Source organism: Streptomyces sp. (assembly GCF_019510245.1).
In the GTDB taxonomy this organism is placed as follows: domain Bacteria; phylum Actinomycetota; class Actinomycetes; order Streptomycetales; family Streptomycetaceae; genus Streptomyces.
Genome location: NZ_JAEKKT010000231.1, coordinates 1 through 24,216 on the forward strand (window position 1 = coordinate 1; position 24,216 = coordinate 24,216).

26 protein-coding genes are annotated in these 24,216 nt (G+C 72.6%); 10 read left to right on the forward strand and 16 right to left on the reverse strand.

The window, feature by feature from the left end:
- Positions 1-19: 19 nt before the first annotated feature.
- The 4 genes from JF597_RS45300 (at position 20) to JF597_RS45315 (ending at position 5,744) form a co-directional block, all read left to right on the forward strand.
- The gene (locus JF597_RS45300; protein ID WP_294010849.1) at positions 20-1,546 is read left to right on the forward strand and encodes a S8 family serine peptidase; all 1,527 of its coding nucleotides are present in this window, start codon (positions 20-22) and stop codon (positions 1,544-1,546) included.
- Positions 1,547-1,607: 61 nt separating this feature from the next.
- A complete protein-coding gene (locus tag JF597_RS45305) occupies positions 1,608-3,155 on the forward strand; it encodes a S8 family serine peptidase (protein ID WP_294010851.1) in 1,548 nt (515 codons plus the stop codon).
- Positions 3,156-3,209: 54 nt separating this feature from the next.
- The gene (locus tag JF597_RS45310; protein WP_294010853.1) at positions 3,210-4,631 is read left to right on the forward strand and encodes a CoA transferase; all 1,422 of its coding nucleotides are present in this window, start codon (positions 3,210-3,212) and stop codon (positions 4,629-4,631) included.
- Positions 4,632-4,742: 111 nt separating this feature from the next.
- A complete protein-coding gene (locus JF597_RS45315) occupies positions 4,743-5,744 on the forward strand; it encodes a CopD family protein (RefSeq protein ID WP_294010855.1) in 1,002 nt (333 codons plus the stop codon).
- Positions 5,745-5,748: 4 nt separating this feature from the next.
- Here JF597_RS45315 and JF597_RS45320 read toward each other — a convergent pair whose 3' ends face one another.
- From JF597_RS45320 to JF597_RS45355, 8 genes are all read right to left on the reverse strand, one after another.
- Positions 5,749-6,795 carry a zinc-dependent alcohol dehydrogenase family protein gene (locus JF597_RS45320; protein WP_294010857.1) on the reverse strand — a complete coding sequence of 349 codons (1,047 nt, stop codon included), beginning with the start codon at positions 6,793-6,795 and terminating at the stop codon, positions 5,749-5,751.
- A gap of 36 nt (positions 6,796-6,831) precedes the next feature.
- Positions 6,832-7,497, reverse strand: a complete 666-nt coding sequence (locus tag JF597_RS45325) for a lysoplasmalogenase (protein ID WP_294010859.1) — start codon at positions 7,495-7,497, stop codon at positions 6,832-6,834.
- Positions 7,494-8,360, reverse strand: coding sequence for a sterol desaturase family protein (locus tag JF597_RS45330; protein WP_294010861.1), 867 nt, complete (start codon positions 8,358-8,360; stop codon positions 7,494-7,496). Before JF597_RS45330 ends, JF597_RS45325 begins: the two co-directional genes overlap by 4 nt.
- Before the next feature lie 100 nt (positions 8,361-8,460).
- A complete protein-coding gene (locus JF597_RS45335) occupies positions 8,461-9,174 on the reverse strand; it encodes a VIT family protein (protein WP_294010863.1) in 714 nt (237 codons plus the stop codon).
- 45 nt (positions 9,175-9,219) lie between these two features.
- On the reverse strand, positions 9,220-10,446 hold the full coding sequence (locus JF597_RS45340) for an amidohydrolase family protein (RefSeq protein WP_294010865.1): 1,227 nt from the start codon (positions 10,444-10,446) through the stop codon (positions 9,220-9,222).
- Positions 10,443-11,729 (reverse strand): amidohydrolase family protein, encoded by a 1,287-nt coding sequence (locus tag JF597_RS45345; protein ID WP_294010867.1) that lies wholly within the window; start codon positions 11,727-11,729, stop codon positions 10,443-10,445. The genes JF597_RS45340 and JF597_RS45345 overlap by 4 nt, the downstream gene beginning before the upstream one ends.
- A 13-nt stretch (positions 11,730-11,742) precedes the next feature.
- The gene (locus tag JF597_RS45350; protein WP_294010869.1) at positions 11,743-12,627 is read right to left on the reverse strand and encodes an SDR family NAD(P)-dependent oxidoreductase; all 885 of its coding nucleotides are present in this window, start codon (positions 12,625-12,627) and stop codon (positions 11,743-11,745) included.
- Positions 12,627-13,430, reverse strand: a complete 804-nt coding sequence (locus tag JF597_RS45355) for an acetoacetate decarboxylase family protein (protein ID WP_294010871.1) — start codon at positions 13,428-13,430, stop codon at positions 12,627-12,629. The genes JF597_RS45350 and JF597_RS45355 overlap by 1 nt, the downstream gene beginning before the upstream one ends.
- Positions 13,431-13,636: 206 nt before the next feature.
- Here JF597_RS45355 and JF597_RS45360 point away from each other — a divergent pair, with 206 nt between their 5' ends.
- The 5 genes from JF597_RS45360 to JF597_RS45380 all read left to right on the forward strand — a co-directional run bounded on the left by JF597_RS45360 (position 13,637) and on the right by JF597_RS45380 (position 18,424).
- The gene (locus JF597_RS45360) at positions 13,637-14,626 is read left to right on the forward strand and encodes a DEDDh family exonuclease (RefSeq protein WP_294010873.1); all 990 of its coding nucleotides are present in this window, start codon (positions 13,637-13,639) and stop codon (positions 14,624-14,626) included.
- A 112-nt stretch (positions 14,627-14,738) separates the two neighbouring features.
- Positions 14,739-14,972, forward strand: a complete 234-nt coding sequence (locus JF597_RS45365; protein WP_294010875.1) for a hypothetical protein — start codon at positions 14,739-14,741, stop codon at positions 14,970-14,972.
- 49 nt (positions 14,973-15,021) lie between these two features.
- On the forward strand, positions 15,022-15,816 hold the full coding sequence (locus tag JF597_RS45370) for an SURF1 family protein (RefSeq protein WP_294010877.1): 795 nt from the start codon (positions 15,022-15,024) through the stop codon (positions 15,814-15,816).
- A gap of 29 nt (positions 15,817-15,845) precedes the next feature.
- The gene (locus JF597_RS45375) at positions 15,846-17,663 is read left to right on the forward strand and encodes a glycoside hydrolase family 15 protein (protein WP_294010879.1); all 1,818 of its coding nucleotides are present in this window, start codon (positions 15,846-15,848) and stop codon (positions 17,661-17,663) included.
- A 5-nt stretch (positions 17,664-17,668) separates the two neighbouring features.
- Positions 17,669-18,424 (forward strand): SDR family oxidoreductase, encoded by a 756-nt coding sequence (locus JF597_RS45380; protein WP_294010881.1) that lies wholly within the window; start codon positions 17,669-17,671, stop codon positions 18,422-18,424.
- A 113-nt stretch (positions 18,425-18,537) separates the two neighbouring features.
- Here the strand turns inward: JF597_RS45380 and amaP are convergent, their stop codons facing one another.
- The 5 genes from amaP to JF597_RS45405 are packed head-to-tail and all read right to left on the reverse strand — an operon-like array spanning position 18,538 to position 20,789.
- Positions 18,538-19,116 carry an alkaline shock response membrane anchor protein AmaP gene (gene amaP / locus JF597_RS45385; RefSeq protein ID WP_294010883.1) on the reverse strand — a complete coding sequence of 193 codons (579 nt, stop codon included), beginning with the start codon at positions 19,114-19,116 and terminating at the stop codon, positions 18,538-18,540.
- Between the two features lie 4 nt (positions 19,117-19,120).
- Positions 19,121-19,729 (reverse strand): DUF6286 domain-containing protein, encoded by a 609-nt coding sequence (locus tag JF597_RS45390; RefSeq protein ID WP_294010885.1) that lies wholly within the window; start codon positions 19,727-19,729, stop codon positions 19,121-19,123.
- Positions 19,729-20,088: a hypothetical protein gene (locus JF597_RS45395; protein WP_294010887.1), complete on the reverse strand. Its 360-nt coding sequence runs from the start codon at positions 20,086-20,088 to the stop codon at positions 19,729-19,731. Before JF597_RS45395 ends, JF597_RS45390 begins: the two co-directional genes overlap by 1 nt.
- Positions 20,085-20,279 carry a hypothetical protein gene (locus JF597_RS45400; protein ID WP_053654947.1) on the reverse strand — a complete coding sequence of 65 codons (195 nt, stop codon included), beginning with the start codon at positions 20,277-20,279 and terminating at the stop codon, positions 20,085-20,087. The genes JF597_RS45395 and JF597_RS45400 overlap by 4 nt, the downstream gene beginning before the upstream one ends.
- 45 nt (positions 20,280-20,324) lie before the next feature.
- Complete coding sequence (locus JF597_RS45405) at positions 20,325-20,789, reverse strand: Asp23/Gls24 family envelope stress response protein (protein ID WP_089101589.1); 465 nt, start codon at positions 20,787-20,789, stop codon at positions 20,325-20,327.
- An 87-nt stretch (positions 20,790-20,876) separates the two neighbouring features.
- On the opposite strand from JF597_RS45405, the gene JF597_RS45410 reads away from it, so the two are divergent.
- Positions 20,877-21,572 (forward strand): nucleopolyhedrovirus P10 family protein, encoded by a 696-nt coding sequence (locus JF597_RS45410; protein ID WP_294010894.1) that lies wholly within the window; start codon positions 20,877-20,879, stop codon positions 21,570-21,572.
- 230 nt (positions 21,573-21,802) lie between these two features.
- On the opposite strand, the gene JF597_RS45415 is transcribed toward JF597_RS45410, so the two are convergent.
- From JF597_RS45415 to JF597_RS45425, 3 genes are all read right to left on the reverse strand, one after another.
- Positions 21,803-22,606 carry an enoyl-CoA hydratase/isomerase family protein gene (locus JF597_RS45415; protein ID WP_294010896.1) on the reverse strand — a complete coding sequence of 268 codons (804 nt, stop codon included), beginning with the start codon at positions 22,604-22,606 and terminating at the stop codon, positions 21,803-21,805.
- A gap of 128 nt (positions 22,607-22,734) precedes the next feature.
- On the reverse strand, positions 22,735-22,953 hold the full coding sequence (locus JF597_RS45420) for a helix-turn-helix domain-containing protein (RefSeq protein ID WP_046727957.1): 219 nt from the start codon (positions 22,951-22,953) through the stop codon (positions 22,735-22,737).
- Between the two features lie 361 nt (positions 22,954-23,314).
- Positions 23,315-24,216 (reverse strand): ATP-binding cassette domain-containing protein (locus tag JF597_RS45425; RefSeq protein ID WP_294010899.1); only part of this gene is annotated, 902 nt, incomplete at its 5' end.

Below are 24,216 nucleotides of genomic sequence, written 5' to 3' on the forward strand. Positions count from 1 at the left end.
CGGATGATGTGGAGACCCCATGGCTCATCTGCGTTCCAGACGCGGGCTGGCGCTCGCCGTCCCGGTCGTCCTGTCGCTGACCGCCTCGCTCGGCCTCCTGCCGACGGCGGCCTCCGCGGTCCCGCTGCCCGCCCCGGCGACACACTCGGCGGACGGGCCGAACCTGGCCTACGTCGTCAACACCAGGACGGACCATCGCACGATCGAGTCGGTACAGCGGGCGATCACCCGCAACGGCGGCACGATCATCGCGACGTACGACAAGATCGGCGTGATCGTCGTGCACTCGGCGAACCCGGACTTCGGCACGGCCCTGCGGGCGGTGCGCGGGGTGCAGTCGGCCGGCGCGACCCGGACGGCCGCGCTGAGCGCGGCGGGGACCACGGACGAGGGCGCCGTGCAGGTGCTGTCCAAGGCGGAGGCCGCGCAGGCCGAGCGGCGGGCGACGGCGGGTCAGGAGCCTCTCGAGGCCGACCAGTGGGACCTGCGGACGATCGGCGCCGACAAGGCCGCCGCGATCAATCCGGGGAGCCGCTCGGTGACCGTCGGCATCATCGACACGGGCGTCGACGACACCCACCCCGACATCGCCCCGAACTTCTCCGCCGCGCAGTCGGCCAACTGCGTGAGCGGCAAGGCGGACACGACGTACGGCGCCTGGCGGCCGGTGGACGCCGACCACTACCACGGCACCCACGTCGCCGGTGAGATAGCCGCGGCCCGCAACGGGATAGGTGTGGCCGGGGTGGCACCGGGCGTGAAGGTCGCGAGCATCACGGTGGCCCAGCCGGACACGACGCAGCTGTTCTACCCGGAGAGCGTGGTCTGCGCCTTCGTCTTCGCCGCCGACCACGGCATCGAGATCACCAACAACAGCTACTACGTCGATCCGTGGCTGTACAACTGCATGGACGACCCCGATCAACGTGCCATCGTCGACGCGGTCAACAGGGCACAGCTGTACGCCCAGCGCAAGGGCACGCTCAACGTGGCCTCGGCCGGCAACTCCAACGACGACCTCGACTCGCACGCCCTCACGGACACCTCCAGCCCGGACGACTCGACGGCCACCACGCGGACGGTCGACCCGCACGAGTGCTTCGACGTGCCGACCCAGCTGCCCGGCGTGGTCACCGTGAGCGCGGTCGGCGTCAACGACGCGAAGTCGTACTACTCCAGCTACGGCCGGGGCGTCATCGACGTGGCGGGCCCGGGCGGGGACAAGTACCAGATCCCGGACACGCCGTCGAAGAACGGCCGCATCCTGTCCACCCTGCCGAACGACCAGTACGGCTTCCTCCAGGGCACCTCCATGGCGGCCCCGCACGTGGCCGCGGTCGCCGCGCTCCTGAAGTCGACGCACCGGCACGCCACTCCGGCCCGGTTGCTGGCTCTCCTGAAGGCCGAGGCGGACAACCCGGGCTGCCCGGCCGGCCCGTACGACGGGGACGGCGACGGCGTCGTCGACGCCACCTGCGTGGGCGGCAAGCACGTCAACGGCTTCTACGGCTCCGGTGTCGTCGACGCGCTCCGCGCGGTCAAGTAGGCCCCTCAGAGCAGGACTTCCGCACGGCACGCCCGTTCCGCGAACGAACTGGAGACCTCAGATGACCGCGCCCCAGTCACGCCACCGCCGCGTCCTCGCGCTCCCGCTCGGCATGGCCATGGCCACGGCCCTCGCCTTCCTGCCCAACATCTCGGCGTCCGCGGCCGAGACCGGCGTCTCCACGGCCGCCGCCGCGTCGACGGCCGCCGCCGGTGACCCGGCGTCCCTCAGCTACGTCGTCAACGTCCGTCCCGGACACCGCACTTCCGAACGCGTCCAGAAGGCGATCGTGCAGGCCGGCGGTTCGGTGGTGATCGCGTACGACGAGATCGGCGTGATCGTCGTCCACTCCTCGAACCCGGACTTCGCCGTGATCATCCGCAAGGTGCCCGGTGTGGACTCGGCCGGGAACACCCGCAACGCGCCGCTGCCCGCCCAGTCGACCACCGACGTGGGCACACCGGAGGTGCTCAGCTCCGAGCAGGTCGCGGCGGCGGACGCCCGGGCGACCGACGGGCAGGACCCGCTGGAGCCGCTGCAGTGGGACCTGCCCGCCATCAAGGCGGACAAGGCGCACGAGAAGACGCTGGGCAGTTCGAAGGTCACCGTCGCCGTCATCGACACGGGCGTCGACGACACCCACCCGGACATCGCCCCCAACTTCTCCGCCGCGCAGTCCACCAACTGCGTCTCGGGCAAGCCGGACACGACCTACGGGGCCTGGCGGCCCACCGCGGCGGAGAGCCCGCACGGCACGCATGTGGCGGGCGAGATCGCGGGCGCCAAGAACGGGATCGGCATCACCGGTGTGGCGCCCGGCGTCAAGGTGGCCGGCATCAAGGTCGCCACCACCGCCGGGTACTTCTACACGGAGGCCGTGGTCTGCGGCTTCGTGTGGGCGGCCGAGCACCACATCGACGTGACCAACAACAGCTATTACACCGACCCCTGGTACTTCAACTGCACCGACGACCCGAACCAGAAGGCGCTCGTCGACGCCATCACCCGGGCCTCTCAGTTCGCGGAACACAAGGGCACGGTCAACGTCGCGGCGGCCGGCAACGAGAGCTACGATCTGGCCTCGCACTCGATCACCGACCCGGTCTCGCCGAACGACGGCACGCCCGTCGACCGGGTGATCGACCCGCACAACTGCTTCGACATCCCGACCCAGCTGCCGGGTGTGGTCACGGTCGCGGCGACCGGCGCGAAGGGCCTCAAGTCGTCGTTCTCCAACTACGGCCTCGGAGTCATCGACATCGCCGCGCCGGGCGGCGACTCGACGGCCTACCAGGCGCCGGAGCCCCCTGCCACCAGCGGCCTGATCCTGGGCCCGCTGCCGGGCGGCAAATGGGGCTACATGGCCGGTACGTCGATGGCGACCCCGCACGTCGTCGGCGTCGCCGCATTGATCAAGTCAACCCATCCGCACGCCTCCGCCGCCCTGGTGAAGGCCCTGCTGTACGCCGAGGCGACCGCCACGCCGTGCACCGACCCGTACGACATCAACGGCGACGGCAAGGTCGACGCGGTGTGCGAGGGCTCCAGGAACCACAACGGCTTCTACGGCTGGGGCACCGCCGACGCGCTGGCGGCTGTGACCAGGTAACCCGGCCAGTCCGGAGCCCACATATTGATCCGGTCAATAATGCATAGTGCAGTCATGACTGGAATCAACTACGCGTGGTCCGCGCTGGGCGGCGATCCGTCGCTGCCCGCGCGGGTCACGACCGTGACGCGCACGGGCACGCTCCCGGCGCACCTTCCGGTGCGGCAGCTCGCCCGCGCCTGCGTCGGCGTGTGCGCGCTGGCCGCCGCCGAGCTCGGGGCCCGGCGGACCGGGGTCGCGGAGGTACCCGGGGTCCGGGTGGACGACGGGGCCGTGGCGACGGCGTTCACCAGCGAGCGCCACCTGCTGGTCGACGGGCGGGCACCCGTGCAGTTCGCCCCGCTGTCCAGGTTCTGGCGTACGGCGGACGGGTGGGTGCGCACGCACGCCAACTACCCCCACCACAGAGCTCGGTTGCTGGGTGCGCTCGGCCTGCCGGAGAGTGCCTCCCCGGAGGAGGTCGCGGCCAGGATGTCCGAGCTGCCCGCGCTGGACGTGGAGGACGCGGTTTACGGTGCCGGCGGGCTCGCCGTGGCGCTGCGCTCGCCCGGTCAGTGGGCCGGGCACGAGCAGGCGGCCGCGGTGGCCGCGCGGCCGCTGGTCGATCGCGACCGCGTGGACACCGGCCACGCCCGTGTGCTTCCCCCGCTCGACGCCGGCACCGCTCCCCTGCTGCCCGCTGCCGGCCTGCGCGTACTGGACCTGACCCGGGTCCTCGCCGGGCCGGTCGCCACCCGCACCCTCGGACTGCTGGGCGCCGACGTCCTGCGCCTGGACGCGCCGTGGCTGCCCGAACTCCCCGACCAGCACGCCGACACGGGCTTCGGGAAGCGCTCGGCGAAGCTCGGCCTGACGACGGACCGGGCGGCCTTCGAGGAGCTGCTGGGCTCGGCGGACGTGGTGGTCACCGGCTACCGGCCGGGCGCCCTGGAGCGGTTCGGGCTCTCCCCCGAGGCGCTGGCCGAGCGGCGGCCCGGGCTGGTCGTGGCCCAGGTGTCGGCGTGGGGCGCGTACGGGCCGTGGGGCGGACGGCGGGGCTTCGACAGCCTGGTCCAGGTCGCCACCGGCATCGCGGTGACCGAGGGCGCGCCGGACCGGCCGGGCGCGCTGCCGGCGCAGGCGCTGGACCACGGCACCGGGTATCTGCTGGCGGCCGGCGTGCTGCGGGCACTGACCGAGCAGTCGTACGACGGGGGCAGCCGGTTCGTACGGCTGGCTCTGGCGCGGACGGCGCGGTGGCTCACGCAGGAGCTGGAACCGGGCCCCGAGACCGGTGAGCCGTACCAGGGCCCGGACGCCTGGCTCGCCGAGACGGACAGCGCGCTGGGGCGGCTGCGGTACTCACGTCCGCCGTTGTCCTTCGCGGGCGGACCGGCCGACTGGGCGCGGCCGCCGGTGCCGTGGGGGTCGGATGCTCCGCGTTGGGCGCAGTCGCCCGGACCGAAGGAGGGGGCACACCCGGCTCGCCGGACCTGACCGCGCACGGCAGGGTGGCCGGAAACGTATGAATGGGTGGTATGCCGTTCCGTCAGCTGTTTTCCTGTACTTGCCCGCTTCTGTCTTGGCCGGTGGAGCTCAGGGGGGCCGTTGACACGACCGATCGCCGAGGTGGCCGCGAGCGGCCCCGCGAGACGCCTCGGGACCTCCCGGGCCGTCGCCGTCCTGGTGCTGGCGGCGGTGGCCGCGCTGGTACCGCTGCTCGGGCCGTCCGTCGCACTGCGGGGCACCGGGGAGGCCGCGGCGCCCGGGGTGGGCGGTATCGCCCTGCTGCGCGGGGTGCTGTTCGCCGCGCTGTGCGTGCCGGCGGGTGAGCTGTTCGTGGACCGGCTGGCCCGCCGGCTGCCGGACCCGCCGCCCGAACGGCCGCCGAGCTGGACGGTGTTCGCGGCCGGTGCCGGTTTCGTCGCCGCGCTGGGGCTCGCGTCGGTCGTGTCGACGGGCAACCTGGTGCCACGCTCCCTCGCCGACATCGACGTGGGCGGCCTGTACCGGTCGCGCGACGGCAGGCTGGCGCTGATCGAGGTCAACGCCTTTCTGCTGGCCGGTCTGTGCGCCCGCTCGCGCCGCCCGGCGGCCCAGGCGTGGCCGTTGGTGGCGGTGGCCGCCGCCGAGGCGCTGCGCGCCCATCCGGCGCCCGAGCACGATCCGCTCCTCGGCTCCGCGCTGACCCTGGCGCATCTGACGTGCGCGGCGCTGTGGGTGGGCGGTCTGCTGCACGCGCTGCGCATGCTGCGCCGCTGGCGCGGCCGGCAGGCCGGGGCGGCGCTGCTCGGGCTCTACGCGCGCGTGGCGGCCGTACTGCTCGCGGCCATCACCGCGACGGGCGTGTGGAGTTCGCTGCGGCGGATGCCCCCGGACACGGTCCTGGACCAGCTGACGACGACGGCGTACGGGCGCACCCTGCTGGCCAAGGTGATCCTCGTCGCCGCCGTCGCCGTGCTCGCGCTGTGGGCCAGGTTCCGGCTGCGCCGGGCGGCCGACCCGCTGACCGCGTACGTTCCCGCGCGGGCCGAGGTGGCCGTGCTGGGGGTGGTGGTCGCGGTGTCGGGGCTGCTGACGGCGCTGCCGCTGCCGATCAGGTGGACGTGACCCGTCAGCCGTTGGTGACGAGCACCTTCAGGGCGGTGCGCTCGTCCATCGCCTTGTAGCCGTCGGGCACGCCCTCGATGCCGACGGTGAGGTCGAAGACCGGCGACGGGTCGACCGTGCCGTCGAGGACGTCGGGCAGCAGGTCGGGGATGTAGGCGCGGACCGGGGCGACACCGCCGCGCAGGGCGATGTTCCGGTCGAACATGACGCCGAGGTCCAGGCCGGTGCCGCTGCCGTGCGGGACGCCGACGAAGCCGATCGCGCCGCCGTCACGGGTGATGTCGACGGCCGTCCGCATCGACTGCTCGGTGCCCACGGCCTCGACGACGGCGTGCGCGCCCTGGCCCCGGGTGAGTTCGCGCACGGCGGCCACGGCCGCGTCCCCGCGTTCGGCGACGACGTCGGTGGCGCCGAAGCGGCGCGCGATGTCGGTGCGCACCTCGTGCCGGCCGAGCGCGATGATCCGCTCGGCGCCCAGCCGCTTGGCGGCCAGGACGGCGCACAGGCCGACCGCGCCGTCCCCGACGACGGCGACCGTTGCACCGGGCCGGGCGCCCGCGCCGAGGGCCGCGTGGTGGCCGGTGCCGAGCACGTCGGAGAGGGTGAGAAGGGCGGACAGCAGGTGGTCGTCGGAGGCGGCGTCCTTGGGCAGCTGGACCAGGGTGCCGTCGGCGAACGGGACCCGCACGGCCTCGCCCTGGCCGCCGTCGTACCCCACGGAGCCCCAGAAGCCGCCGTGCTCGCAGGACGTGGTCAGGCCCTCGCGGCAGTAGTCGCAGACGCCGTCGGACCACATGAAGGGGGCGACCACGAGGTCGCCGCGCCGTACGGTGCCCACCTCGGACCCGGTCTCCTCGACCACGCCGAGGAACTCGTGGCCGATGCGCTGCCCCGGCTGCCGGGCCGACTCGCCACGGTACGCCCACAGGTCGCTGCCGCAGATGCAGGCGCGCAGCACCCGTACGACGGCGTCGGTGGGCAGCTGCACCACGGGCTCGGGCACGTCCTCCACGCGCATGTCGAACGGGGCGTGGATGGTGGTGGCGCGCATGGCGAGGGTCCTTCTCGTGCGGTGGCGTGGATGCGCTCAGGGGGTGGTCGAGCGCACTTCACGGTACGCCGTGGCCGGTGCGGGGCGCGCGTCGAGGGTGCCGCGGACCAGCAGGAACTGGGCCGCCGCGTAGGTGAGCATGATCCAGAAGTCGGGTCGTGGCAGCTGCGGCCAGTCGGCGACGCCGGTCGCGATCAGCGTGTCGGAGAGCATGAAGAGCGCGCCGCCGAGCCCGGCGAGCGGGCCGAGCCGGGCGGCGGCGGTGTACGCCATGGCGGTGAGCAGCGTGCTGTAGCCGGCCACGGGGACGCGCAGGCCGCCCGGCAGGTCCGGCCAGAGCAGGACGACCAGGGCGACGAGGGCGGCCGCGTAGGCGAAGGCGAGGAGACCGGCGCGCGCGTGCGGCGGGCCCTGGCGGCGGAAGAGGACGAGATAGCAGACGTGTCCGGCGGCGAAGGAGGCCATGCCCGCCATGAAGGCGGGGCCGGCGTCGGAGAGGAGCAGGACGTCGCCGCCCCAGCCGCACAGCAGGGCGGCGACGAGGAGCCGTGGGGCGCCCGCGCGGGCGGCGGACGCGGCGAGCAGGGGCATCAGGAGCACCTTGGCGACGGCATGCCCGGTACGGACGCCGGCGGCCAGGAAGGCGAGGTCGAGGACGACGGCGAGGGCGAAGGCGGCGAGCAGCGCCCGAGACGCTCTCACGCGGCCACGGACTCCTCGGCCTGCTCCACGGCCGGCGCCGGCGCCCAGCCCGGTCCCCGGAACACCCGCCCGGCCCGCTCCCGCCAGCTGCGCGCGGCCCTGATGTCCTTGGCGATGGCGACGTACTCGTGGGTGGCCACCTTGACCGGGTTGAACGTGTTGATGTTCTTGGTCAACCCGTACACGGGCCGCTCGGTCTCCGGCACCCACGAGCCGAACAGCCGGTCCCAGATGATCAGGATCCCGCCGAAGTTGCGGTCCAGGTAGCCGCCCTGGGAGGCGTGGTGGACGCGGTGGTGGGACGGCGTGTTGAAGACGAACTCGAACCACCGGGGCATCTTGTCGATGCGCTCGGTGTGGATCCAGAACTGGTAGACGAGGTTGGCCGAGGAGCAGAAGGCGAGCGCGGCGGGATGCACCCCCACGGCCACCAGCGGGACGTAGAACGGCCAGACGGTCAGCGAGGTCCAGGGCTGGCGCAGCGCGGTGGAGAGGTTGAACTTCTTGCTCGAGTGGTGGACGACGTGGCAGGCCCACAGGATGCGGATGACATGGTGGCCGCGGTGGGACCAGTAGTAGAAGAAGTCCTGCGCGAGCAGCATCAGGGGGACCGTCCACCACAGGACGGGGACGCGCAGCGGAGTCAGTTCGTAGACCGCCGTGTAGATCGCGACGATCGGGATCTTCCACACGAAGTCGAAGACGAGCGACCCGAGCCCCATGCCGATGCTGGTGGCCGCGTCCTTGGCCTGGTACCCGGCGGCATCGTCGTCGGGATGGATGCGGTAGCTGATCACCTCGATCACGGTGAGCAGCACGAAGGCGGGTATCGACCACAGCACGACATCGGGCAGGTTCGGCATGGGGGCACCGTAGAACCGCCCGTCGACCGCGGCTAGACGTTGTTACCCACAAGTATGAACGGCGGTATGCGCTTGCTTGTTGGCGATCTCCGCCAATGCGCTAGACCCCGGCAGCCCCCAGGAGCCTCCCCGCCGCGTAGGTGACCCCCATGGCCAGCGCGCCGCCCAGGACGTTGCGCAGCACCGCAGGACCCACCGCGGCCGCTCCCAGGCGGGCGCTGGCCCAGCCGGTCAGGACCAGCGCCGCCAGCACCGAGCCCACCGTCACCGGGAGCCGCCAGCCGGACGGCGGCAGGACGATCGCGAGCAGCGGGAGCAGCGCCCCCACGGTGAACGCCAGGAAGCTGGCGAGGGCCGCGTGCCAGGGGCTGGTCAGCTGGTCGGGGTCGATGCCCAGTTCCACGCTCGCGTGGGCCTTCAGGGCGTCGCGTTCCGTGAGCTGGACCGCCGCCTCGCCGGCCACCTCCCGGGACAGGCCGCGGCGCTCCAGCAGCTCGGTCAGTTCCGCCAGTTCCGCCTCGGGCTGCTCCTTCAGCTCCCGCTTCTCCTGTGCGAGTGCGGCGAGTTCGGAGTCGCGCTGGGTGGACACCGAGACGTACTCCCCCGCCGCCATCGACATGGATCCGGCGAGCAGGCCTGCCAGGCCCGCCGTCAGCAGGGCGTTGCGGTCGGCCGTGGCGCCGGCGACGCCGACGACGATGCCCGCCGTCGACACGATGCCGTCGTTCGCGCCCAGGACGGCCGCCCGCAGCCAGTTCAGCCGGGAGCCGAGGGCTCCGCCGTGGGCCTCGTTGTCGTGCGTAGGTTCGGTCACAGCAGGGAGGATCGCACTCCGAGGCCCGTGGGCGCCGGACCGACGTCACCAGACCCGTACCGAGGCGCCCCGCGCGAACACCGGGCTCGTCGCGTCCGCCGGAGGGTCCGGCAGCGGCTCGGCGATCTCCGCCACCGTCGGTCCCACCTTCGCCGCGATCGGGTCCAGGAGGTCCAGGTCGAAGCCGTACACGCGGGCCGCGTTGCCGCCGAGCATCGCCGCGAGCTCGCCCTGCGGGACGCCGGCGAAGGCGAAGCGCAGGCCCTCCCTGGTGTACGGGTACGTGCCCTCGTCGTGCGGGTAGTCGCTGCCCCACATGATCTTGTCCAGGCCGATGCGGTCGCGCAGCGGCACCTCGTGCGGGCGCATGAAGCTCGCGCCGACGAAACAGTTCTCGTGCCACACCTCGGAGGGCGGCCTGCCCATCGACTCCGCGAGGCCCACCCCGAACTTCGCCTCCGCGGTCGTCGCCTGCGCCGCCGCAAGCAGCCGGCCGTGGTAGTAGTCCAGCATGGCCAGGACCCCGGGTATCCAGCCGGAGACCTGTTCGGTCAGGACCAGTTTCAGGCCGGGATGGCGGCGGAAGGCGCCGCCGAAGACCAGGTGCCACAGCGCGCGGTGCGAGAACCAGGTCGTCTCGACCATGAAGACCGCGCGGGCGGCCGGTTCGTCGCCGAGCGGCGGGGACGCGGAGCCCGCGTGGTGGTTGACGGGGACGCCGAGTTCCGCGCAGACGGCCCAGATCGGGTCGTACACGCGCGCGTGCAGTTCGGGCAGGCCCGAGCCGGGCGGGGTGCCGGGGAGCATCAGGCCGCCCTTCAGGCCGGCCCCGGCCGCCCAGCGGATCTCCTTCACCGCCTCCTCGACGTCGTTGAGGAGGATCTGGAAGACGCCGGCCCGGCGGCCGGGTGCGGCGGCGCAGAAGTCGGCGAGCCAGCGGTTGTGGGCACGCAGGCCCGCCCAGCGCCGCTCGTACTCGTCCGCCGTCGGCGCGGGGGCCATGAGCGAGCCGGACGGGAAGAACGGCGGGATGGTGTTCGGGAAGATCACCTCCGCGACGATCCCGTCCTGCTCCAGCTCCGCGAGCCGCCGCCCGGAGTTCCAGTTCCGGTCCGCCGAGTCGGCGAGCAGGTCCTCGTACGGGTTGACGTACGTCGCCGCCCACAGGTCGAAGTCGTCCTGGTACCGCTTCTCCAGGTACGGGCGGTAGTCGAGGAGGTCCGCCCCGGCGTGGCAGTCGGCCGAGATCACGGTGTAGCGGTCGTCGTTCACGACGTCACCCCCAGGACCGGGAAGTCGTTGTCGGTCAGCCAGTGGCGGCCCACCTCGCGCGAACGGGCCCAGGACGCCTCCACCGCCGCCTGGTCGGCCGGCTGGCCGAGTTCGGAGGGGGTAGGGCCGATGCGCCGGGCGAGCGGGGCCAGGCGGTCCACGTCGAAGCCGAAGGCCTCGGCGGCCGCGAGGCCGAGCATCCGGCGGGTCTCGGTCACCGGGATGTCGTGGAAGGTGCGGCGCAGCCATGCGCGCGTGTTGGGCCAGGTGCCCTCGGGGTGCGGGAAGTCGCTGCCCCAGAGGATGTTGTCGACGCCGATCTCGTAGCGCTGGGCGAGTTCGCGGCGCTTGGTGTTGGTGGCGCAGACGAAGACCTGCCGGTCCAGGTACTCGTGCGGCGGGCGGGTCAGCTCCTCGAAGGGGGAGAGTTTCTTGCCGCCGTGGGCACCGAGGTAGAGGCGGTCCATGAACCAGAGCAGGTTCGGCAGCCACCAGCAGCCCGACTCGGCGACGCCGAAGCGCAGCCCGGGGTGGCGTTCGAAGACGCCGGACCAGAGCAGGAACCACAGCGGGCGGGCCGGCCACCACGTCACCTCGCTGACGTAGATACCGAGGTGGTCGCCGTACTCGTCGCGCGGGGCCGCGCCGGAGTGGGTGAGGACCGGCATCCCGCACTCGGCCGCCGCGGCCCAGACCGGGTCGTAACGGCGGTCGTGGTAGGGCTCCCTGTCGACCCACATGGCGGGGATCATCAGGGCGCCGAGGCCGGACTCCTTCGCGCGGTAGACCTCGGCGACCACGCGGTCCGTCGGGGCCGTGACCGGCAACAGGGCCACCCCGCAGTGCCGTTCGGGGTGCTCCGACACGAAGTCCGCGAGCCAGCGGTTGTGGGCCCGAGCGCCCGCCATGCCCAGCTCCGGGTCGTGGTCCCCGGACAGGCCGAGGCCGACGCCGAAGGGCGCGGCGGTCCGGCTGTCGACCGCGTCGGCATCCGGGAAGACCACCTCGGCGGCCACCCCGTCGCCGTCCAGCTCCTTCACGCGCCGGGCGGCCTCCCAGCCCCCGCGCAGCCCTTCCTCGTTGTCCTGGAACCACTTGGCGGCGAACGTCTCGTTGCGGATGCCGAGCCGGGTCATCTCCTCGCGGCGGCGCTGCTGCCCCGCGAGGAAGTCGTCGAAGTCCCGGTGGTGCCGGGCGTCCAGATAGGGCCGGTACTCCTCGGTGGGCAGCCCGGCGTGGCAGTCGGAGGAGATGATCAGGTATGGGTCGTCGTACGTGGTCACCACTGCCCCCTGTTCAGTCCAGGATGAAGCTTTCGAGGTACGAGGGGTTCGTCCGGTCCAGCATCGAGCGCGCCCGCGCCCGGATCTGGGCGTCGCTGTGCTCGCTCGCCGGCAGCAGCCAGAAGCGGTCCGCGCGGATGCCCGCCACCACGAACCCGGCGACCTCCTCCGCGGGCGTGAAGGCGACCTCCTTGCCCGCCGCCCGCATCGCCGCCTCCCACTGGTCGAGACTGCGGTACGGCGTGCGGCGCGGCCGTTCCTTGGCATAGCGGTCGGGGCGGTTGCGGTGCGACTCCCACAGGCCCGTGCGCAGCATGTGCGGCCCCGGGAAGAGCACCGAGGCGCCCACGCGCGCGTGCTCGGCCCTGAGATGGGCGTACAGGGACTCGGTCATCGTGACGACGGCCGCCTTCGTGACCGCGTACACGGAAGCCGTGGGCAGCGGCGCGATACCGCCGTCGCCGGAGGATGTATTGACCACATGACCGGGTTGACCCGACTTGATCATCCTGGGCAGGAAAGCCTGGACGCCGTGGAAGACGCCCCACACGTTGACCTCGAACGCCCACTTCCAGTCGTTCGGTTCGTGCTCCCATATCCGGCCCTCGGCGCCCGAGCCGACCCCGGCGTTGTTGCACAGGACGTGCACCGCGCCGTAGGCGTCGTAGGCCGCCTCGGCCAGCTCCAGGACCTGTTCGCGGACGCCGACGTCGACCACGCGCGCGTGCACGTCGGCGCCCTCCGCGCGCAGCCCGTCGGCGGCCTTCTCCAGGGCGGCCGGCTCCACGTCGGCGAGGACCACCTTCAGGCCCTCGGCGGCGAACCTCCTGGCCATCGCGAGCCCGATCCCGCTCGCCGCGCCGGTGACGACGGCGACCTGTCCGGCACGGAGTTCCATCAGGCTCCGCTCCCTTCCCGCTCGTCCGGCGGCGCGTCGTGGATCTGGCGCGGGTCGTCGTAGCGCTGGTGGACGTACGGCAACAGGGCCTGCGGGTCGACCCGTTCGACGATCCGGCCGCGCTGGTCGCTGGTCTTCTCGCCGAGGGTGAGGTCCAGCAGGCGCAGCACCGGAAGGTCGGCGACCGGGTCGTACGCCGACTCGCGCAGGACGACCTCCCCAGTGACGCGTTCCAGACGGCGGATCCTCTCCTCGCGTACGCAGTGCACCAGCAGCGGGTCGCCGTCGAATCCCGAACCGTCGACCGCCGGGAGGAACTTGAAGTAGAAGTCGGTCTTCGGGGCGGGCTCCGGCAGCGGCAGCGGGCCGTCGACCGTGCCGCGCACCTCGACGAAGACGACGCCGTGCCGGGCCAGGGCCGCCCGGACCCGGGAGCCGTCCCGCTCGACGGTCACCTCGCCGAGCTTCTTGGGCTCGCCGAAGACCTCGCGGCCGCCGGTCAGGGCGCGTTCGTGGGTCATCGGCATGACCAGCGGGTACCAGCCCTCGACCGCGCCGTGCGCGGCGGCGACCGCGAACGAGCCCGCGCCGAGCGGGTATCCGGGCAGTTCGACCTTGCTGATGCTGACACGGGCCAGGGGCCTGCCGGCCGGCTTGAGCGGCGGCGGCAGGACGGCCGCGACCGCGTCCGGGTCGGTCTCCCAGACGGCCACCACCCCGGTGGACCAGACGTCGGGGAGTCTCGTGGTGCGCGCGGCCGCGATCTCCGCCCCGGTCCGAGCGCCGTACCGTACGCGTGCCATCCGCCGTACCGCCCTTCCGTCGGCCGTCCGTGCTCCGGGCGGGGTGCACGCTTGCACCGGGCGGTGAAAAGGTCCATAGCCACGCGAAGGGCAATCAGGACAAAGTCCACAGCCGTGCGACGGGCCGTCAGCACATTCGAACGGACGGCTGCGGCGGGCGACCTGACGGGCCGGGCTGTCGGTCCGGGCCCGTATCCTCAATGACCATGCTCGAAGACCGTACGACCGCAGTGTCCCCAGGCGCCCCGTGGCCGGCCGCGTATCCCAAGGGGTACGCCGTCGTCGACGTGGAGACCACCGGACTGGCCCGGGACGACCGGATAATCAGCGCGGCCGTCTACCGGCTGGACGAGCGCGGCGAGGTCGAGGACCACTGGTACACGCTGGTCAACCCCGAGCGGGATCCGGGTCCCGTGTGGATCCACGGACTGACGAGCGAGGTGCTCGAAGGCGCGCCGCTCTTCACCGACATCACCGAGGAGTTCTCGGCCCGGCTGGACGGCCGGGTGCTGGTCGCGCACAACGCGGTCTTCGACTGGCAGATGATCGCGCGGGAGTACGCGCGCGCGAAGACCGAGGCCCCGGTGCGGCAGCGGCTGTGCACGATCGCGCTCGCCAAGGAGCTGGACCTGCCGCTGCCGAACCACAAACTGGAGACGCTGGCGGCGCACTTCGGTGTCGTCCAGCGGCGGGCGCACCACGCGCTGGACGACGCGCGCGTGCTCGCGGAGGCCTTCCGGCCCAGCCTGCGGGCCGCGGCGGCGGGCAACGTACGGCTGCCCCTCCTCGAGTGCCGTCCCCTGACGGAGTGGTCGGACACGCCCCGGATCGGCCCGCAGGCGAGCGGCGGACACGGCGGCTACCGGTCCAGCGGCTGGCGGCCGTCCCGCAAGCGGCCGGCCTGCCCCTACCCGAACCCGGGGCGGTACGAGGACGGCAGCCCGCTGAAGCAGGGCATGCGGGTGGCGTTCTCCGGGGACACCTCGGTCGAACGGGAGCTGCTGGAGGACCGGGCCGTCGAGGCCGGTCTGCACGTCTCGACGAGCATCTCGCGGCTCACCAGTCTGCTCGTCACCAACGACCCCGACTCGGGCACCTCGAAGGTCCTCAAGGCCCGTCAGTTCGGGACGCCCGTCGTCGACGAGGCGGCCTTCGGGCAGCTGCTGCGGGACGTGGCGCCGGCCACGGAGAAGTGACCGCCCGTACGGGCGGCACACCGTCGGCCCGGGCCGTACGGACGGGTGATTGCCGTACGACTCGCCCGGCGCCCGCTCGCCCGCACGCGGCCGACCGCCCACCCTGTGGCCCATGGCGAAATGTGAAGTTTGCGGCAATGACTACGGAATGACCTTCGAGGTGCACGCGCAGGGCGCGGTCCACGTCTTCGACTGCTTCTCCTGCGCGATCCACCGCATGGCCCCGGTCTGCGAGCACTGCAAGGTCTCGATCATCGGCCAGGGCGTCGAGGCCGACAGCCAGTGGTTCTGCGGCGCCCACTGCGCCCGCGAGGCCGGGAAGGCGGGCATCGTCGACCGCGTCTGACCCGGTACCCGCCCGAACGCGCCCCACGACCGAGTTGTACGGTCGTGGGGTGTACCGCTTCCTGTTGACTCGGCAGTGGGTGATCCTCACCCTCATCTCGCTGCTTCTGATCCCGACGATGATCCGGCTGGGGTTCTGGCAGAAGCACCGGTACGAGGAGCGCAGCGCCCGCAACCAGCTGGTCGCCGAGGCCCTCGGTGCCAAGCCGGTGCCGGTCGAGCAGGTGACCGAGCCGGGGCACGCCGTGACCCGCAAGGAGCGGTACCACACGGTCACCGCGACCGGCACCTTCGACACCGCCGACGAGGTCGTCGTCCGCCGCCGCACCAACTCCGACGACGAGGTCGGCTATCACGTTCTCACCCCCTTCGTCCTGACCGACGGCAAGGTGCTGCTGGTCAACCGGGGCTGGATCCCGTCCGACGGCCCGAGCCAGACCGCCTTCCCCAAGATCCCGGCGCCACCGGCCGGCAAGGTCACCGTCCAGGGCCGGCTGATGCCCGACGAGACCACCGCGGCGAGCGGCATCAAGGACCTCAAGGGCCTGCCCGCCCGCCAGGTCATGCTGATCAACAGCGAGGAGCAGGCCCGCCGGCTCGGCAAGCAGGTGCTCGGCGGCTACATCGAGCAGACGGCACCCGAGCCCAAGGGCGACACCCCGGAACAGATTTCCGACCCGGGCAAGGAAGACGCCCCGCTGAACTACGCGTACATGATCCAGTGGTGGCTGTTCGCCGCGGGCGTCCCCTACGGCTTCTTCGTCCTGGCCCGCCGCGAGGCACGCACCCGTGCGGAGGCGGCGGAGCAGGAGACGGCCGCGGAGGCGGAACCGGCCACCGTGTGAAGGTGTCACTCCCCCGGCCCACCCCCTGATTGGCCCCCTGGTCGGCAGGGAAACCGGCTCCCGTGGACCGACGCATCGAGGACTACGCGCTCATCGGCGACGAGCAGACAGCGGCCCTGGTCGGCCGGGACGGCTCGATCGACTGGCTGTGCCTGCCCCGCTTCGACTCGGCCGCCTGCTTCGCCAGGCTCCTGGGCGAGGAGGACCACGGCCACTGGCGGATCGCCCCCCGATCCGCCACGACCTGCACCCGGCGCGGCTACCGGCCCGACACCCTGGTCCTGGACACCGAGTGGGAGACCGCCGAGGGCACGGTCCGCGTCACCGACCTGATGCCCCAGCGCGAGCACGCGCCGGACGTCGTACGCATCGTCGAGGGCGTCAGCGGCCGCGTCACCGTGCACAGCACGCTCCGGCTCCGCTTCGACTACGGCTCGGTCATCCCGTGGATGCGCCGTTCCGGCGGCCACCGGGTCGCGGTCGCCGGGCCGGACTCGGTGTGGCTGCGCAGCGAACCGTCCGTGCGGACCTGGGGCGAGGACTTCGGCACGCACTCGGAGTTCACCGTCGCGGAGGGCGAACGGGTCGCGTTCGTGCTCACCTGGCACCCCTCGCACGAGCGACGGCCCCCGCTCGTGGACCCGTACCAGGCGCTGCGGTCCAGCGTCACCGACTGGCGGCGGTGGACCGCCCGCTGCACCTACCACGGCCCCCACCGGGAGACGGTCGTACGCTCCCTGATCACCCTCAAGGCGCTCAGCTACGAGCCGACCGGCGGCATCGTCGCCGCGGCCACCAGCTCGCTGCCCGAGGAACTGGGCGGGGTGCGCAACTGGGACTACCGGTTCTGCTGGCTGCGCGACTCCACCCTCACCCTCGGCGCCCTGCTCGCCGCCGGCTATCACAAGGAGGCCGAGCGCTGGCGTGACTGGCTGGTCCGCGCGGTCGCCGGCGACCCGGCGGACCTGCAGATCATGTACGGCCTCGCGGGCGAGCGCCGGCTGCCCGAGTTCGAACTGGACTGGCTGCCCGGCTTCGCCGGCTCCCGACCGGTGCGCGTCGGCAACGGCGCCGTCGACCAGCTCCAGCTGGACGTGTACGGCGAAGTGATGGACTCGCTGTCGCTGGCCCGCACCGCCGGCCTGCCCACCAAGCCGCACATGTGGTCCATCCAGTGCGCGCTGATGAAATTCCTGGAGAAGGCCTGGCGGCAGCCCGACGAGGGCCTGTGGGAGGTGCGCGGCGGCCGCCGCCACTTCGTGCACTCCAAGGTGCTGGTGTGGGTGGCCGCGGACCGGGCGGTACGGACCCTGGAGGACCACGCGGAGCTCAAGGGCGAGCTGGAGAAGTGGCGCGCGCTGCGCGACGAGGTGCACCGGGAGGTGTGCGAGAAGGGGTACGACCCGAAGCGCAACACCTTCACGCAGTACTACGGCTCGCGCGAACTCGACGCCTCCCTGCTGCTGATCCCGCGCGTCGGCTTCCTGCCGCCGGACGACCCCCGGGTGGTCGGCACGGTCGACGCGATCCGCGACGACCTGGGCCACGGCGGGTTCCTGCGCCGCTACGACACCGACGCGATCGGTGTCGACGGGATGCCGGGCGGCGAGGGCGCCTTCCTGGCCTGCTCGTTCTGGCTCGCCGACGCGCTGCACATGACGGGCCGCACCGACGAGGCGAAGAAACTGTTCGAACGGCTGGTGGGCCTCGTCAACGACGTGGGACTGCTCTCCGAGGAGTACGACCCGGAGACCGGGCGTCAGCTGGGCAACTTCCCGCAGGCGTTCAGTCACATCGGGCTGGTGAACACCGCCCTCACGCTCTTCGACGGCGAGCAGGCAGGATAGGGACCATGGATCTTGGGCTGAAGGACCGGGTGTACGTCGTCACCGGAGCGACCCGCGGGCTGGGCCACGCGGCCGCGCGCGAGCTGGTCGCGGACGGGGCGAAGGTCGTGGTGACCGGACGGGACGAGAAGCGGGCCGCCGACGTGGCGGCCGAGCTGGGGCCGAACGCGGTGGGCGTGGCCGTCGACAACGCGGCCCCGGACGCGCCGGAGCGGCTGATCGCGACCGCGCGTGAGCGGTTCGGGGGGTTCGACGGCATCCTCGTGAGCGTGGGCGGGCCGCCGGCCGGGTTCGTCGCCGACAACACGGACGAGCAGTGGCAGGCCGCGTTCGAGTCGGTGTTCCTGGGGGCCGTACGGCTCGCCCGCGCGGCGGCGGCCGAGTTGGAGGACGGCGGGGTCGTCGGGTTCGTGCTGTCCGCGTCGGTGTACGAGCCGATCCCCGGGCTGACCATCTCCAACGGGCTGCGGCCGGGGCTGGCCGGGTTCGCCAAGTCGCTGGCGGACGAGCTGGGGCCGCGCGGGATCCGGGTGGTGGGGTTGCTGCCGTCCCGGATCGACACGGACCGGGTGCGGGAGCTGGACGCCATGTCCGCCGACCCCGAGGCGACGCGGGCCGAGCACGAGTCGCGGATTCCGCTGCGGCGGTACGGGACGCCGGAGGAGTTCGGGCGGGTCGGGGCGTTCTTGTTGTCGCCGGCCGCTTCCTATCTGACCGGGATCATGGTGCCTGTGGATGGGGGGATGAGGCACGGGTTCTGACGGTCGGTGCGTTGGGCGCGGGTGCGTGGGGGCCTGTCGCGCAGTTCCTCCCCCAGCCTTCGGCCGGGGGCACCCCCAGCGCCCCTAAAGGGGCGCCCCCGTGGACGGCGATTTCAAGTGACCCTCTCTGCACGGTGCTTCACTGACGTCAGTCGGACCTCTGCGGGGAGCTTCTCCAGCGCCGCCGAGTTCCGGGCGTGTGTCAGGGCCTGGTTCGTCAGGTCCCTCAGAGCCGCTTCCGGGGCCACGTCCGGCTCCAGCTGGAGCCACACCCGTACCCGCGGTGCCGTACGTGTGCCCCTCAGGACCGCCTGGGCGTGGGAGACGCCCTCCTGGTGGGCCGCGTCCGTCGCCAGGACGGTCTCCAGGGCCCTGCCGCGCAGCAGCGCGTTCTCGCCGTCGCCGGTGTCCACCAGGACCTCGGTCAGGCGGGCTCGGCGCAGTTGGGCGGTCAGCCACCACAGGGAGAGCAGGAACAGGACGGCCAGTGCGGCCAGGACCGTCGGCCACCACCAGCCCGCGGCGCGCCAGTGGGTGCGTTCGGCCGGGGTGAGCAGGACGTCGTGGCGGCCGTCGTGGATCCACCAGGACGGGGGCGGGGCGCCGAGGCCGACGGCCAGGACCGAGCCGCCGAGGGCGAGGAGCAGGAGGCCCGCGAGGGCGAGCAGGACACGGTTGACGGTGCCGAGCACGGCGTCACCCCTTCCGGCCGGGGCGGATCACGTGCAGCGTCAGGGCGGGCGGGCGGGCCAGCCCCATGGCGTGGATCGCGTCGGTCAGCGCCGCCTCCAGGTCGCCCCGCACCTCGTCGAGTTCGCGGAAGTGGGAGACGGCGAGGACGTGGGCGCGGGACCGGTGCAGCCGTACCCGCACCCGGCGCACGCCCGAGATCTCCATGGCCCGGTCGCGCAGCAGCAGGGCGGCCGCGTCACGGCGCAGCCCGGCGCGGACGTCGGGGTGGGGGCGTCGCATGGGCAGGAGGTCCCGCAGGCCGGGCGTGACGGCCAGGACCAGCAGCCACAGGCCGAGGGCGGCGGCGACGCCCGCTCCCACCAGGACCCAGGTGTCGTCGAGAGGCCGGGCGGCAAGTTGGCGGGCCAGTTCGCGGCGCCAGTGCATGGCCGGGTGGTGGGCCCGTACGGCCGCGATGTCGTACAGGAAGGCGCCCGCGGTCACCAGGACGAGCACGGCGGCCAGGGTGGCGGGGGCACGGCGCGGGGACCAGAAGCGGGGCTCGTGGCCGGCCGGGGGTGCGGCCGGCGGTGCCGGTGGCTTCTCGATGACCGGTGTCTGCTCCGTGCTCATCACGCCCTCCCCTGGGTCTGGGCCGGGTGCAGCCGTTCGACGTGCACGGCGACCTCCCGGACGTCCATGTCCACCAACGCGCCTACCCGCTCGACCACATGTCGACGCACAGCCGCGCACCGGCCGCCGATGTCGGACGGGTAGTCCAGTTCGAGGTGGACCCGGACGCGGGCCGTGTCATGGTGCGTGACCACGGTGGCGTGCGGAGGTACGGCGTCCTTCGGGAGGGGGCCGAGCGCCTCGCGGGCCGCCTGTGCGGCGATCTTCGCCACCACCCGGTCGGCGATCCGGAGGGCGCCGCGCTCGCCGGGCGCCACGGCCGGCGGGGCGCCGCGCGTCTCACCGCTCGCGACGGTCATCGCCGGCGGTCGCGCCGGTCGTCACGGGTGCGGAAGAAGTCGCCGAGTTCGAGGTCCCCCTCCGCGAACCGGCCGACGACGAACCCGATGGCCCCGAGCGCCGCCACCAGCAGGAAGGCGCCGAACCCGCCGAAGTACCCGGCGAAGCCAAGCGCCATGCCGGCGATCATGCCGACGACGGCCATACTCATGGTGCGCTCCCCTCAGCGGTCCCGGTCAACGGTCACCGTCAGCGGTCACTGGAGCCGGGACTCCGGCTCTTCTTCCTCTTCCTCCGGAAGCTTCACGTCACTCACCGCGATGTTGACCTCGACCACCTCGAGACCGGTCATGCGCTCCACGGCGGCGATCACGTTCTCCCGGACCGCGCGGGCCACGTCGGCGATCGACACGCCGTAGTCGACGACGATCTCCAGATCCAGCGCGGTCTGCACCTCGCCGACCTCGGCCTTCACGCCCCGGCTCACGGACTTGGAGCCGCCGGGCACCCGGTCGCGCACGACGCCGAAGGTGCGGGCGAGGCCGCTGCCCATCGCGTGCACGCCGACCACGTCCCGGGCCGCCAGTCCGGCGATCTTCTCCACGACTCCGTCGGCGATCGTCGTCCGTCCGCGGGTCGCCGGGTCGCCGCCGCCGCGCCTGACGGTCTTCCGGGTCTGTACCGTCGGGTCCTTCTCGGGCTCCGCCGCCATCTCGGTCATCGCCGTGCGTCCCTTCCCGTCGTCGTCCTGCGACCACGGTACGTGCGGATGTCCTGTCGTGCCCCGGAGATGCGGCAGGCTGGAGCAATGACGGCGGACCGACGGACAGACACGGTACGGCACCTTCTGGGCCTGGGCAGGCTCCTCCCGCTGGGCGGGCCGCAGGACGGGGCGTGGCTCACGGAGGCGGCGGCGGACGCGGTGCTGCGGCGGGCGGCGGCCGGGGTCGCGGGGGTGCGGCTGGGCGCGGTGCGGATCGCCCCGGCGGATCCGGCGGAGGTGGCGGAGGCCGTCGTACCGGCGCCGCCCGGGGCGGTGCCGCCGGGGCCGCTGCGGCTGTCCGCGGACTTCGCGGCGACGGCCGCCGAGCCGCTGCCGGCGACGGCGTCCCGGCTGCGCCGGGCACTTGTGGCGGCCACGGAACGGCTGGGGCTGGCGGTGGTCGAGGCGGACCTGCGGGTGACCGACCTGCTGGCGGAGGTGCCGGCGGAGCCGCAGGCCGTACCCGTGCCCCGGCCGCCGACGGCCCGTGAGGGGACGGATCCCGAAGGGGCCCGGGTGACGGCGGCGGCGCTGGCGGTGCCGGGGGTGGCCCGGGTGACGGGGGCGCTCAGCCGAGAGGTCCACTTCGACGCCGCGCTGCCGCGCCGGCACGTGCGGGTGGAGGTGGCCCTGACCGCCGGCCCACGGGCCGTGGAGGTGGCCCGACAGGTCCGTACGGCGGTCGGCGAGACACTGGACGATCAGCCGACGGTCGCCGTGCTGGTGACGGCCATCAACTGAAGTGCCCCTCCAGGGAAGCCCTGCTACCGACGGACAGCAACTGCAGCGCCCGTCCAGGGAGGCCCTGCCACCGGCGGACAGCAACTGCAGCGCCCCGTAAGGGGCGCTGGGGGTACCCCCGGCCGAAGGCTGGGGGAGGAACTGCGCGACCAGCCACCACCGGCCCGCGGTGGAGTTCTCGCCCAGCCACCACCGGCCCGCGGCGTACTCGCCCCCCGGCCCGCGACGAACTACTCGCCCACCCCCGCGAGGTCCCGCAGCCGCCGAGCCTGGGCCTGCCGCTCCGCGGCCCGCTGCTCGTCGTAGGTACGGCCGGCGGCCCCCCGCAGCAGCGCCTTCGTCTCCACCACCGCGTCCCGCGGCGCAGCCAGCAACGCCGCGGCCAGGTCCCGTACCGCCACGTCGAGTTCGCCGACCGGCACGGCAACGCTCGCCAGCCCGGAGGCCACCGCCTCCTCGGCCTGGACGTAGCGTCCGGTCGCGCAGATCTCCAGCGCGCGGGCGTAGCCCACCAGGGAGACGAGCGGGTGGGTACCGGTCAGGTCGGGCACCAGCCCGAGGCTCGTCTCGCGCATGGCGAACTGCACGTCGTCCGCGACGACGCGCAGGTCACAGGCGAGAGCCAGCTGGAACCCGGCCCCGATGGCGTGCCCCTGCACGGCGGCGATCGACACGATGTCGCTCTGCCGCCACCAGGTGAACGCCTCCTGGTATCCGGCGATGGCCGCGTCGAGTTCGGCGTCGTCGCGGCGCGCGAGTTCGATGAAGGTCGGCTCGCCCGGGATCCCCTCCGGCGTGAACATCTGCCGGTCGAGGCCCGCGGAGAAGGACTGCCCCTCACCGCGCAGCACGACGACCCGGACCGACCCCGGCAGCGACCGCCCGGCCTCTGCCAACGCCCGCCACAGTGCGGGGCTCTGGGCGTTGCGCTTGGCCGGGTTGGTCAGCGTCACCGTGGCGAGCGCGTCGTCGACGGTGAGCCGTACGCCGTCCTTGTCGAGAACAGGAGCGAGGTCCTGGTCGGGCGAAGCCATGGGGCGCCTCCGATGTGTGCGGTCATCACGCATTGCCGTACGGCATGCCAAGTGACTGCACAGTAACCACCCGGCCGATCACTCGACCGACCGGGTGGCCACCATCGAAGCCGATGGGCCGCCCGAGGTCAGGACGCGGCTTTCTTGCCCCGCGTCGCCCCGCCACGCCCACGCAGCGTGACACCCGACTCGCTGAGCATCCGGTGGACGAAGCCATACGAGCGGCCGGTTTCCTCGGCCAGTGCCCGAATGCTCGCACCGGAGTCGTACTTCTTCTTCAGGTCTGCCGCGAGCTTGTCGCGCGCGGCGCCGGTCACCCGGCTGCCCTTCTTCAGAGTCTCGGCCACCCGTGCCTCCTCATGGGAAGTGCGCTCTGGTCCCCTCATGATCACCCCTCCGGGGCGCGATGGCCACCCATTCGGCAAGGTCCGTGAGACATCGTTGTGACGACAGGAGCGCATCCCCACATGCGGAATCTGTCATTCCGGAGCGAGTTGTCCGTGCGGCCGAACGGGTTCTTCCGTGAAGTGCCAGGTCAGGCACGCAAAACGGCCGATCCCTTGTCGACAAAGGGATCGGCCGCGACATCGATGTAGGACACACCCCGATACGAGGAGATCTCACACAGATGATGGATCACCGATAGGCCGAATGATCCATAGCCAGTGGATCAGGCATTCGATCAAACGACGGCGACGGGACCGGCGCTCAGGCGAGGGCGACCAGATCCGCGTAGTCGGCGCCCCACAGGTCCTCGACGCCGTCGGGCAGCAGGATGATCCGCTCGGGCTGGAGCGCCTCCACGGCGCCCTCGTCGTGGGTGACGAGGACGACCGCGCCCTTGTAGGTGCGCAGGGCGCCGAGGATCTCCTCGCGGCTGGCGGGGTCGAGGTTGTTGGTGGGCTCGTCCAGCAGCAGGACGTTCGCGGAGGAGACGACCAGGGTGGCGAGGGCGAGACGGGTCTTCTCACCGCCGGAGAGGACCCCGGCCGGCTTGTCGACGTCGTCGCCGGAGAACAGGAACGAGCCCAGCACCTTGCGGACCTCGACGAGGTCCATGTCGGGGGCCGCCGAGCGCATGTTCTCCAGGACCGTGCGCTGCGGGTCCAGGGTCTCGTGCTCCTGCGCGTAGTAGCCGAGCTTGAGGCCGTGGCCCTCGATCACCTCGCCGGTGTCGGGCTGCTCGACGCCGCCGAGGAGGCGCAGCAGGGTGGTCTTGCCGGCGCCGTTGAGGCCGAGGATGACGACCCGGGAGCCCTTGTCGATGGCCAGGTCGACGTCGGTGAAGATCTCCAGCGAGCCGTACGACTTCGACAGGCCCTCGGCGGTCAGCGGGGTCTTGCCGCAGGGTGCCGGCTCCGGGAAACGCAGCTTGGCGACCTTGTCGGAGACGCGGACGGCATCCAGGCCGGCCAGCAGCTTGTCGGCGCGGCGGGCCATGTTCTGCGCGGCGACCGTCTTGGTGGCCTTGGCGCGCATCTTGTCGGCCTGCGAGTGCAGCGCGGCGGCCTTCTTCTCGGCGTTGGCGCGCTCGCGCTTGCGGCGCTTCTCGTCGGCCTCGCGCTGCTGCTGGTAGAGCTTCCAGCCCATGTTGTAGACGTCGATCTGGG